Origin of the sequence: Rubritalea sp. (assembly GCF_039830215.1) — a bacterium.
In the GTDB taxonomy this organism is placed as follows: Bacteria; Verrucomicrobiota; Verrucomicrobiia; order Verrucomicrobiales; family Akkermansiaceae; genus Rubritalea.
Window position 1 is genome coordinate 1 of the sequence record NZ_JBDOPO010000196.1, and the last position, 11399, is coordinate 11399.

The following is an 11399-nucleotide window of genomic DNA, read 5'->3' on the forward strand; positions in this document are numbered from 1 at the left end:
AAACATTAGCAGTCTCGCTTGTGATTAGCATCGTATTCAGCAGTATGATCCTTCTAACTCTTCACTCAATTGAAATGAAACAAGGTGTGACTCCTCCACCATTCTTCTCTTCTTTTGATGTAAAAACAGAGACCACATGTGTTGGGTTTGGATGTGGTCCAGCTGAGGTCACCCCCACTCGTCCCGCCGCGCCTAGATCGAATATAGCTACCCTTTTAGCAAAAAACATACGCTCAGCCTTCTATGACGTATTCGGCCGATATTCCAGCTCTTGTTCCCTATCTAGAAATCGATCACTATCCTATCGACGACTTCCATTTCGATGAGGACTTTATTTCGCACTAAGTTAAGAACTGGCTTTGCCCACATGCCTTCGCCTAAACTGAATGAAAAGTATTGTCCTAGCTGACAATTCCCCTATCTATATAGGCAGATATGTTCGAAGTAAGGGAAAAACCAGAAATGGTCGAGCGCGCATTGCTCGTCCGCCTTTCATTCAATCGCCGCGAGGAAGATACCGACATCAGCCTTTTAGAAGAGCTGGAAGAGCTCGTCACCACCTTGGGCATTGGAGTTGTATCCCTCGAGCTAGGATGGTCGCGGTCTATGCATAGAAAGTACCTTTGTGGCACTGGCAAAGCAGCTGAGATCGTCGAGCTAGCACATGCACACGAATGCGACTGTATTGTATTCGACAACCAACTCGCCCCATCCCAACAACGTGAGTGGGAAGAGCTGGCCCAAATCTGTGTGATCGACCGAGAAGAAGTCATCCTCGATATTTTCGCCCAGCGCGCCCAGACCAAAGAGGCAACCTTACAAGTCGAGCTTGCTCGGATGCAATATGCCCTTCCTAGAATGGCCAGAATGTGGGGTCACCTCGACCGCGAAGGTGGTTCTGGTGGTGGTGGTGGTGCATCAAGGGGCATGGGAGAAATGCAGATCGAGGTCGACCGCAGACTCGCAAGAAAACGGATCGATCGTATCAAACGTGAACTCACAGCCGTACGCTCACAGCGTGCCACTCGACGAAAGGACCGAGAGAAAAATGACACCCCACACGCGGCAATCGTAGGCTACACCAACTCGGGTAAATCAACCTTGCTTAACATTCTTTGTGGAGCTTGCATCATGGCCAAAGACATGCTCTTTGCCACACTGGATACCACAACTCGATCTATCGAACTGCCCGACGGCCAAACACTTCTACTCACCGACACAGTGGGGTTTGTTCGAAACCTCCCTCACCGCCTAGTTGAAGCATTCAAGGCAACGCTTGAGGAAGCTCTGCTTGCTGATTTTCTTATTCACGTCCTTGACGCCAGTGACCCTAGAGCGCTGGAATTTTTTGAGACTACTATGCACGTACTCAACGAGCTAGGAGCGGAAGGAAAGCCGATGATCACTGTGCTCAATAAAATAGATAAGGTCGAAGAGACTAAGCTCCTGGACAACCTTCAAGAGAAGCTTGAAAACACCATACTGCTCTCAGCAAAAGAAGGCCTCGGCCTCGACGACCTTAGAGGCCTTTGCTCGGTAATGCTTGCTGACCGTGTCCGAAGCCATTGCTACCGTATTCCACAAAGCCGTGGTGACCTGTCCGCACTTTTGCATAAAGACGCTAAGGTTCTGAACACCGAGTACGAAGGCAACGATGTCCTCATCACAGCAATCGTCCCCACTATTGTAGCCGGCAGATTGGAAGAGTTTATCTCTGCGTAATAGCACTCACCACTTTGGACAACCAAAGAGGAAGAAACCCTGAACTTGCAACCAGCAAAAAAGAGTGGAATGGTAGCGGCGTATACCACCATGCGTCTGCTCATTCACAATTTTCATCTACTTCCCCTAACACTGCTAGCTCTTACGCCAGCAAGTTTGGGGCAAGTTGAGGCTGCCATTGTCACCCCTAAGCTCCCCCTCCTTCCTCTAGACCCCGCAAGAGCGCAGATGGTCGGCGAAATCTCTGGTGATGATTTGAAAATTCCCCACGAGCGAGAGGAAATTGCACGCCTGCAGATCTTCCTCGACCAACAAGATTTTGGACCTGGTGTGCTGGACGGGAAAATGGGCACCTTCACCAAAATGGCGATCGAAGCCTACAATAAGAAGTTTGGCCGCAAGGACTGCGAGTGGAACCAAGTCAAAGAGGATTCTAAACGAGAAGTTCCCAACCTTTACGCCACAGCTATCGTGCCTGAAGTAGCCTCTAAGTTTGTTGATACCAACTTCCGCTGGGGCAATGACCGTGGCTACCAATCGACTCGCAAAAATATGCCCTACCGCTCGATTGCCGAATTCATTGCAGAGCGTTACCACACTACCGAAGACTTTTTAAAACTGATCAATGGCAAGAAAGTCATTGAGAACGCCGGTGTCCGCACTGCCATGCGTGTACCAAACGTCGAGCCCTTTCGGATCGAAATCATGGCTCTAGGTCGCACCTATAAGTCCGACCCCGTACTCAGCAAGCGTTGGGCTGTCATCGACACTAAGCAAAAGCAAATCCGCATCTATGAACCACTAGAGCCAATCTTATCAAAGGAACCATCGACTGAGCAGGAAAATCAAGAAACCCCACCAAACGTAAACCCTGTCGAAACCAAGCCAACTCGCATCTCAATAATCGACTCCCCCACACCAGGTTCTCCACGCGCTATGATTGTAGAAGACGATCCAAATCCGGAGCAAAACCTAACCATCCACGATGAGCACCGAGCTATCATTGTGGCAGCCTACCCGATCACCCCAGGTAAACCTCAGTTCATACGCTACGGCACGTGGACTATGAAAAACTCTATCGAATTCCCGACTTGGCGCTTCGACGACTCATTACTCAAAACTGGAGAGCGCAGTACCACTAGCCTGACTATTCCCTCCGGACCTAACAATCCTGTCGGCGTACATTGGATGGGCCTTAGCCGACGAGGCATCGGCATCCACGGCACCCACCAACCAGATAAAATCGGCCGTGGCCGCAGCGCTGGTTGCATCCGCATGGCCAACTGGGATGTCACCAAACTTCCGCAACTCATCCGCCCCGGAGCCACCGTCATCATCAAGTAATCTGGGAGCGCTGAGCCCAAGCTCAGCTGCAATAAATTTTATATCGTTAAAGTCAAAATTCCCCTCTAACATCAAGCCATGAGTACTGAAACTAACCTCTGGAGTAATTCTCCATCACAGTTCATCAATTTCCACAAATTCCTAATGGGCGTCGCAGTGAGTACTGCCGTCATCACTGCAGCATGTTACACATCCTACTATGTCCTCTACGCGCTCATCCTTCCAGTAGGCTGGACACTGTGGCAATATCTCGTCGTCCGTTGCCTTAGATACGAACTCACCAGCGAGCGTATCAGTCTCCGAACAGGTGTATTCAATCAGCAGGTCAATGAGGTCGAGCTCTATAGAATAAAAGACACTACCATCCAGCTCCCATTCCTTCTTCGTATCCTCAAACTCGGTACACTCGTGCTCGTCACTTCTGACCGCACCCTGCCAGAGCTCGAACTCAAAGCAATCCGCAGGCCACGTGAAGTAAGAGACATTCTACGCACAAATGTAGAGCGACTCCGCGACCTCAAACGCGTGCGCGAGGTCGACTTTGAAGGTGGTGATGACGACTTCGAAAACATCGCCCCCCTTTAAACTACCTGTGAACGCCGAGCCTCAGCTCAGCAACAACAGCTCCACCTCCTACGAGTTTAACATTCTCAACGCTCCTCGAAGGAGCTCCTCAGCAGACACAGTAGGATCGGTCGCTGAGATTGCTTTGACTGACTTTCTAGCTTCAACTTGCTTGTAGCCGAGACCTATGAGGGCCAGCTCAGCATCATTAGACGCGCTCGGTGCTGCATTTTCGCTCGCAGTCTTCCAGCCATCGGCAACCCCCACTTTGTCCTTGAGCTCTAGCACCACGCGCTCAGCGGTCTTTTTACCTAGGCCTTTGATCTTAGAAAGCGATGCCACATCGTTGTTAACCACTGCAGCTTTGAAATTCTCCACGGGCATCCCACTGAGTACAGCCATGGCAATAGCTGGACCAATGCCACTAACGCGATCAATCAGTAAAAGAAACATGTCGCGCTCCGCATCTGAGGCAAATCCATACAAGGTTTGCGCCGTCTCACGGATATGCAAATGCGTACGAAGATCAATCGGGTCTCCCTCCAATGGATTTAAGCGGTCAAAGGTCGAGAGCGGAACATGGACTAGGTAACCAACACCGTGGACATCGATCACCAAACGGTTTGGTAAAGCCTCTAATACATTCCCTCTCAAGCGCGCTATCATGACCGCAGTACATAGCTAGCATGCACCATAAAATCCAGTGCTAAGACATCTATTGGTAAAAAAACTTAGCCGCTGCGTAATGATCTAAAAAAACATTTCCCCTTGTCACTCAACCGCCGACTCTCCCGAGAAATATTGAAAAACGAATGATTCACCGAGCTTAAAAATAATTTCCAACAGTTTAAGCTTGGCAGCATCCTGATAAATTATTTAAATACTTAACTTTGCAGTCGCCAGCAGCGCAAAAAAATGCTAGTACCCATCTCGTTATGGCAATTACTAAAAGAACTCGCTTCTCCCGTCGCGTCCCAGATCATGTGACTGATGAGATCGTTCATGTCCTTGGAGAAGATCCTCGCTTCTTTGGTTTCAACGACCTATTCGAGAATGTTTTTGATCGCCTCAAGGCACGCAACGCTGTTAGCGGTGGAGAAGAAATGCTTCGTCTACGAGCATACGAGAAGCTCCAAAACCTCGTCACTCGTGGAATGGTTGAAAAGCAAGGCAAGGAATACAAAGGCCTCGCACGCCTCCCTGAAGCACACAGCACATTCGAAGCTGAATAATTTTGATCTTTCTGCTGGAATAGCAGGAATTCACACTTTACCAATTACCCATGTTGAGTCGTCAACATGGGTTTTTTGTACCGCTGTAGCGATTGCACTACACTCCTAATACACACAATTTCCAACAACTTCACTTCACACATTCATGCTCGAAAGCTTTTATCCAATTGTTCTTCAAGCCATTACAGCCATTGGATTCGCAGCCATAGCATTAGGCCTCAGCGTCCTACTAGGTAAGACAGGCCGCCGCGATGGCGACAAAGACACGGTGTACGAATGCGGCATGGTCCCGATCAGCTCTAGCACACCACGTTTTTCAGTGAAATTCTACATGGTTGCGATGCTCTTCGTCTTGTTTGATATCGAAGTTGTCTTCATGTACCCATGGGCAGTGCAGTTCAAAGAACTCATCGTTGCCAGCAGCACTGCGCTCTACAGTATATTAGGTTTTGCTGGCATCCTTGCCGCAGCCTACATCTACGCGCTAAAAAAAGGCGCCCTCACTTGGAGCGAGTAGAACCAAAAACAGCTCGGACATCCTGCAGTTTATTGACCTGCTGACAGCTAGCGCCTGCTTGAGGCGTACAGCTAGTCATGGTCGTATTTAGCAAAAGGCGCATATTCTGCGCCTTACTTTTTTAGGGAGCATTCCCTTACTATACTATTGGGCTGTCAGCGCTACAGCTCTCTCGATAGTGTTCCCCGAGCGGCGACTTATCCAGGACCACCTCAGAGAATGGTTAGACCAGCCTAATTTGCAAAGGATTCGGATTCGGTCGCACTCCTGCCTAACCAACACAACCCCGTGTTTATTGGTAACTCCCGACCCAGCTAGTGGCCCGGCCAAAAGAGGCCAGCGACTCCGTGATCGACTAACCAAAAAGAATCACACTCTATTACAGTATGGTGAAATCAAAGGGACCATTGTTCTTTTGCACGGGAGAAATGGAAGAAAAGAAGACTTACTAGCAGTCGCCGAACGTTTCTGCGCAGTTGGTTTTCGCTGTCTACTTCCTGACTTACCCGCACACGGAGAGAGCGCTCGAGCCACAGCAAGCTTCGTCCTCTCAGCTTTTGATCAAAGTTTTGCCAGCTCAGTCCTCCAAGAAATGGAACACGCTTACCACTTTAAAAAGGATCCATCATACCTATGGGGGATGTCAATGGGTGGCGCCTTCACCTCTGCTGCACCCAAGCATAGTTCAGACCGTTGGAGTACAGCAGTGATCGTGTGCTCATTTGACTCCCTCCCAACAATCATCTGAGACAAAGCCGAATCCATACTTCCAATGGGTGCGCACACCTTTACCAAATCAGTGATGAGTCAAATCAACAACTCTCAGTCCATCGATTGCAAAAAATACAACCAGCTAAATGGGTTAAGGAAACAAACACTCCGCTATTTTTTGCTCATGGCACCGACGACACTCTCCTTTCTATGCAGCGTGTTTACCCACTCTTTCAGCAAGCCGGCAGCACCAACAAAAAGTGGAGCGAGGTGGAAGGCGCAAGCCATAGTAATATATTAGTCACGCCTATGCCACACTTCTCAGAAATGGCTGCGTGGCTCCTCGAACACCCAAGCTCTTGATGGTTCGCCTATTCATCGATCAATACTGTATTGATAAATGGCTTTATGAACTGAATCTTGCTTGCTCGTAGCTACGACATAGACATACTGCGCGCGTGACTGATAAGAACCAGATACGCGAAAATTTACGTAGCGAAGGCTTCGAACTCATCGACAGCACATTGTCGTTGTTAGTTGATAGCCTAGCAGATGCCCTCACTAGCTTGGGTGAAGACGACCTTCTCCCCTTCCTTCCTTGGCGCGGTGAGACTCCTAAGTCCGATCCTCCAGAAGGCATTCAGCAACTTTACTCCATTGGCTTCCAGCTTCTCAACATGGTTGAAGAGCGTGTGTCATCAGCGATCCGTCGCGAGCGAGAAAAAGAACTCGGCGCTGAATCTATCCGCGGTCTATGGGCTCGCTCACTAAGTGAGATGAAAAAGCTCGAAATGAGCGAAGATCAGATCATTGAAGTCCTCAAGGACGTGCATGTCGAGCCAGTCTTGACTGCCCACCCGACAGAAGCCAAGCGTGCTACAGTCCGTGAGCGTCACCGTGAAATCTACCAGAACCTCGTCACTAGCGAGTACCCGAAATTCACTGACCGCGAACAGAGCCGCCTCAAAACAAAAATTACAGCAGCCCTCGAATCTCTCTGGCGCACTGGCGAAATCCACGTCACACGCCCAGACCTCAACATGGAGCTACGCAATGCTCTGTATTACCTGCGCGAGATGTTCCCATCCGTACTCAGCCGGCTCGACGGACACTTTACTGAAGCGTGGCGCGATGCTGGCTTCTCCATGGAAAAGCTTGAAAAAGCCGAAGCTACACCTCGCCTCACATTCGGTACTTGGATCGGTGGCGACAGAGACGGCCACCCACTCGTCACTCCTGAAGTAACGGAGCGCACGCTCGGAGATCTACGCAACCACGCCTTTATCCTTCTCCGCAAGGAACTCAAGGAACTCGCTTTCCACCTCACCATTTCTAGCCAGTTCCAAGAAGTCCCAGCTGACCTAGAGAGACGTATCGAACTGCTGCGTCTCGACCTTAAGGATCCAGTTTGGGCAGCTAAGATCATCGAACAAAACCGCGATGAACCATGGCGTCAGCTAGTCTACCTCATGCGTGGCAAGTTGTTCGAAACAGCCAACGGCACTGGCGGTTACCACGGCCCTGAACAATTGAGCGATGACCTAGCTTTGCTAGAGTCCACACTCAAGACCACTGGCTGTGACCATCTCATCGAGCAATACGTCACACCTATCCGTCACAAGGTAAAGACCTTCGGCTTCCACCTCGCCTCCATCGACATCCGTCAGAACTCTGAGTACCACGACAAGGCTCTCAGCCAGCTCCTATCACGCGCTAACATCGAAGACGGTGCCTGCTTCGCGGACTGGCCAGAAGACAAACGGTGCGCATTCCTCACAAAGGAACTCGAGACAACACGTCCATTCATCCACAACCGCTGCAGCGCTGGTCCAGAGGCTGACTCTGTGCTCAACAGCTACAGGGTCATTGCTAAGCAACTTCATGATTATGGCCACCACGGAATCGGTGCATTCATTGTCTCCATGACACGATCTGTTTCCGATCTCTTGGTCGTCTACGTTCTCATGCGTGAAGCTGGCCTTCTCATCAATACTGAGGACGGACTCGCCTCACCTATCGAAGTTGTCCCTCTCTACGAGACAAAGGAAGACCTCGATGCATCCGAGAGATTACTCACAGGATTCCTCGACCACCCAGTCACCATTCGCAGCTTCAAGCTACGTTTCCAAGGCGCTCAAGTATTCCAACAAGTGATGCTCGGCTACTCTGACTCCAATAAAGACTGTGGGATCCTTACTGCTGCTTGGGCTCTCCACCGCGCGGAAAAAGCAATGGTCGACGTGGCTGCTGAACGTAACGTCAAGCTCGGCTATTTCCACGGTCGTGGCGGTACTATTTCCCGCGGAGCTGGTCCTACACAGTGGTTCATGGCGGCACTTCCACACGGCTCAATGTCTGGGCATTTCCGTATGACTGAGCAGGGTGAGACAATCGCACAAAAATACGCAAACCTCTCTAATGCCACTTACAATGCTGAGCTACTCGTTGCATCCGCAGCATCTACAGCAGCACAGCACCAGTACGGCAAAAACACCGACGATCCTTGTATTCAATACGTTGCTCGCCTCGCGGAGGGTTCCGAGGACGCATATAAAGAACTCCTTCGCACTGAAGGCTTCATCCCCTTCTATCGTGAAGCAACCATCATCGACGCACTCGAGAATTCACGCATCGGCTCACGCCCAGCTCGCCGCACTGGCAAGAAAGACTTCTCGCTAGATGACCTTCGTGCCATTCCATGGGTATTCTCATGGACTCAAGCTCGCTTCTACCTCCCGGGTTGGTTCGGTACAGGTTCTGCCCTCAAGAAACTGAAAGACGAAAGCCCTCAGGAATTTGCCGAACTCAAAGAGAACCTCTCTAAGTCAATCTTCCTCACCTACGTTCTCACCAACGTAGAAACCAACCTAGCCTCAGCCAACCGCGAGCTGATGGAAAGCTACGCGAACCTCGTCACCGATGAAGCTCTTCGCGCTAAATTCATGGGAATCATCCTCAGTGAATTCGAACTCACCCGCGAACTCCTCACAGAGGTTTTCAACGGATCGTTCGAGCAGCGTCGTCCGCGCATGAGCAAGACACTTGATATTCGTGAAGAGCCACTCCAGGTGCTGCACAAGCAACAAGTCAACCTCATCACGGAGTGGCGTGCGCTCAAAGCCGCAGGTAAAGAAGAAGCCGCCGAAGAACTCTACCCTAGAATTCTTCTCTCTATCAACGCCATCTCTAGCGGCCTCCGCACCACTGGATAAGCTAGGATAAACTCTATTCAAAGGGCCCACAGCATACCAGCTGTGGGCCCTTTTTACTTGGGGGATAGGTATCTAAATCTAACCGAGAAAGATACGGAATATCAGCAAGATGAAGCAATCTGGGCCGCCACACTTACAGAGCATGCTGTAAACCTACCACTACTCATGTCGTACACAGTCGTCGCTTCATCTTACCAGCCTGAAAACTGAACACTGCTAACTGAGCACTGTACCCAAACACAATAAAGCCGAGTCCATTGCTGGGCCCGGCTTTGCTAAAAATTTGAGTAATAAACTCTTAACGGCCCTGTGAAAGGCGGTCAGCAAGAATCTTTGGTAGTCCAGCTTCGAGGATCTTCTTCTGCGTCGTCTCGATATCATACTCGAGGCGGCGGAAAGTCACGATCTTGTTGTCTGTATCGTAGATACAGTAAGATGCCTTCCACTCTCCGTCACGCGGCTGACCTACTGATCCGGCATTAATAAAATACTTCATTCCAGGCTCGATAGCTACAGAGTCTGGGCTAACTTCCTGAACGCGAGCTCCGCGAACAAAGACACGAGGCACGTGAGTGTGACCGTGGAAACAGACTTGAGTAAACTGGTATGAGAAGTTCGACATAGCATCAAACTTATTAGTGACATAGTTCCACACGTTTGGTTGATCCAGAGTGGAGTGCACTATCGTAAAATCTTCGACCTGCCGGACCATGCGCATACGAGCGAGCCAGTCACGCTGCTCAGCAGTTAGCTGGTCACGAGTCCACTGCAAAGCTTCTGCAGCAGTTGGGTTCATCATCTCCAGCGAATGCTCACCTCCAGCATCCTCATCATGGTTGCCTTTGACTACGGGACATCCCATTTCCCGAATTTTCTCAAGACATCTAACTGGGTCTGCATTATATCCAACAACGTCACCCAGGCAGACATAGCTATTACAGCCCTGCGCATCGGCATCAGCCAATACGGTCTCTAGTGCTTCCCAGTTTGCGTGAATGTCTCCGAATAAAGCGATTTTCATTATGAAATAATGGTGGTTTCCCTAGGTTTGTCGTCAAGGTAGTGAAATCAATGCACGTAAGTAGTCTAAAGGAAAAGGAAAAAATGCACGCCAGACGTTTAACTAAGCAGAAAATAACAAAACCGGCACTTGTACAAAATCTAGCGATCAACTGAGCGCATTCTCTGCAACAAATCCGCCATACCGTAGCGCGGTTTATGGGTATCACTATCACTTAGATAGTTAGCGATATGCTTGATCGCTTCAGCCCTTGATCCATATAACTGGGACATAGTCAAAGGCTGTTCGACCTTCACACGTGGGTGAAGCTGCAAAGCGCAGAGACCATTGAGTAAGGATGGGTAGCGATTTCTGGGTGATTCCTGGTAGAGAACACGGCCCAAGACGTATGCATCTTTGACTCTTTCTGGTACTCTTAACAGAGTGTAGTACAAGTCAGTACGCACTCTCTGTCTCTGTCGCGAACTCAGCTCACAATCAGTCAATATAGCTTCTAATATTTGGACCACCTTCGGGTAGTCCTCAATTTTATGCTTGCTAGACCATAGCCTAGCTCGCTCTAGCCTCAATTGCACGTTTCTAGGATTCGCTGCGATACCACGAGCGTAAAGCTCATCCCCCTTGTAAACATATTCTTTGAAGAGCGCTTTTCTCTGAAGTGGGGCGAGCTTTTCATTTTCTAAACTTGAGGCCGAGGCGTTGTATGCTAAGTGCCAAGCACCTAAATCCCAATAATAGCTATTGTAAGGGTCGAGCAACACAGTGGTATCGATCGCTTGCTCTAGTTTCTCCCAGTCTCCATTGCCATGGTACTTAGTGCTCGTGAGGGCTGTGAACGCTGCAAATATTGGACGGAGACTTCCAAAGGACGCCACAAAAGCTTTTTGGCTAAGGCTAGCCCTCGACTCCTGGTCAAACGACGGCGTGAGCAGGTGCGCCTCGGCCAGTTCCTCACTGAGCTTTTGCTCAAATGGCATGCGCAGCCAGCCCGCACAGGCGAGTACAGCTAGCACAATAAGAAGTCTAAGAGCCAACCTCATTACAGCTCCTTTCGTCTAAAGATAAACCAAGAGAGA

The 11399-nt window shown here is 49.8% G+C and carries 11 protein-coding genes; 8 read left to right on the forward strand and 3 right to left on the reverse strand.

Annotated elements, in window-relative coordinates; translation table 11 throughout:
• The first annotated feature begins 435 nt into the window (after window positions 1-435).
• The 3 genes from hflX (at window position 436) to ABGY95_RS06420 (ending at window position 3651) form a co-directional block, all read left to right on the forward strand.
• Window positions 436-1722: a GTPase HflX gene (hflX, locus tag ABGY95_RS06410; protein ID WP_347440863.1), complete on the forward strand. Its 1287-nt coding sequence runs from the start codon at window positions 436-438 to the stop codon at window positions 1720-1722.
• A gap of 90 nt (window positions 1723-1812) precedes the next feature.
• Entirely contained in the window at window positions 1813-3066 is a 1254-nt protein-coding gene (locus ABGY95_RS06415) for a L,D-transpeptidase (protein WP_347440864.1), read from the forward strand.
• A gap of 78 nt (window positions 3067-3144) precedes the next feature.
• The gene (locus tag ABGY95_RS06420) at window positions 3145-3651 is read left to right on the forward strand and encodes a PH domain-containing protein (RefSeq protein WP_347440865.1); all 507 of its coding nucleotides are present in this window, start codon (window positions 3145-3147) and stop codon (window positions 3649-3651) included.
• A gap of 48 nt (window positions 3652-3699) precedes the next feature.
• On the opposite strand, the gene ruvA is transcribed toward ABGY95_RS06420, so the two are convergent.
• Window positions 3700-4296, reverse strand: a complete 597-nt coding sequence (gene ruvA, locus ABGY95_RS06425; RefSeq protein ID WP_347440866.1) for a Holliday junction branch migration protein RuvA — start codon at window positions 4294-4296, stop codon at window positions 3700-3702.
• A 269-nt stretch (window positions 4297-4565) separates the two neighbouring features.
• On the opposite strand from ruvA, the gene ABGY95_RS06430 reads away from it, so the two are divergent.
• The 5 genes from ABGY95_RS06430 (at window position 4566) to ABGY95_RS06450 (ending at window position 9302) form a co-directional block, all read left to right on the forward strand.
• Entirely contained in the window at window positions 4566-4862 is a 297-nt protein-coding gene (locus tag ABGY95_RS06430) for a hypothetical protein (protein ID WP_347440867.1), read from the forward strand.
• 145 nt (window positions 4863-5007) lie between these two features.
• Entirely contained in the window at window positions 5008-5379 is a 372-nt protein-coding gene (locus ABGY95_RS06435) for an NADH-quinone oxidoreductase subunit A (protein WP_347440868.1), read from the forward strand.
• 178 nt (window positions 5380-5557) lie between these two features.
• A complete protein-coding gene (locus tag ABGY95_RS06440) occupies window positions 5558-6127 on the forward strand; it encodes an alpha/beta fold hydrolase (protein ID WP_347440869.1) in 570 nt (189 codons plus the stop codon).
• An 86-nt stretch (window positions 6128-6213) separates the two neighbouring features.
• Window positions 6214-6453: a hypothetical protein gene (locus ABGY95_RS06445; protein ID WP_347440870.1), complete on the forward strand. Its 240-nt coding sequence runs from the start codon at window positions 6214-6216 to the stop codon at window positions 6451-6453.
• 95 nt (window positions 6454-6548) lie between these two features.
• Window positions 6549-9302, forward strand: a complete 2754-nt coding sequence (locus ABGY95_RS06450; protein ID WP_347440871.1) for a phosphoenolpyruvate carboxylase — start codon at window positions 6549-6551, stop codon at window positions 9300-9302.
• A 298-nt stretch (window positions 9303-9600) separates the two neighbouring features.
• Here the strand turns inward: ABGY95_RS06450 and ABGY95_RS06455 are convergent, their stop codons facing one another.
• Window positions 9601-10323 carry a metallophosphoesterase family protein gene (locus tag ABGY95_RS06455; protein ID WP_347440872.1) on the reverse strand — a complete coding sequence of 241 codons (723 nt, stop codon included), beginning with the start codon at window positions 10321-10323 and terminating at the stop codon, window positions 9601-9603.
• 140 nt (window positions 10324-10463) lie between these two features.
• Window positions 10464-11336 (reverse strand): hypothetical protein, encoded by an 873-nt coding sequence (locus ABGY95_RS06460; protein ID WP_347440873.1) that lies wholly within the window; start codon window positions 11334-11336, stop codon window positions 10464-10466.
• Between the last annotated feature and the right edge of the window lie 63 nt (window positions 11337-11399).

What these genes read in the sequence shown, in the direction of transcription:
- hflX (WP_347440863.1), top strand. Translation starts at nt 436, where the DNA reads ATGTTCGAAGTAAGGGAAAAACCAGAAATGGTCGAGCGCGCATTGCTC.
- ABGY95_RS06415 (WP_347440864.1), top strand. Translation starts at nt 1,813, where the DNA reads ATGCGTCTGCTCATTCACAATTTTCATCTACTTCCCCTAACACTGCTA.
- ABGY95_RS06420 (WP_347440865.1), top strand. Translation starts at nt 3,145, where the DNA reads ATGAGTACTGAAACTAACCTCTGGAGTAATTCTCCATCACAGTTCATC.
- ruvA (WP_347440866.1), bottom strand. Translation starts at nt 4,296, where the DNA reads ATGATAGCGCGCTTGAGAGGGAATGTATTAGAGGCTTTACCAAACCGT.
- ABGY95_RS06430 (WP_347440867.1), top strand. Translation starts at nt 4,566, where the DNA reads ATGGCAATTACTAAAAGAACTCGCTTCTCCCGTCGCGTCCCAGATCAT.
- ABGY95_RS06435 (WP_347440868.1), top strand. Translation starts at nt 5,008, where the DNA reads ATGCTCGAAAGCTTTTATCCAATTGTTCTTCAAGCCATTACAGCCATT.
- ABGY95_RS06455 (WP_347440872.1), bottom strand. Translation starts at nt 10,323, where the DNA reads ATGAAAATCGCTTTATTCGGAGACATTCACGCAAACTGGGAAGCACTA.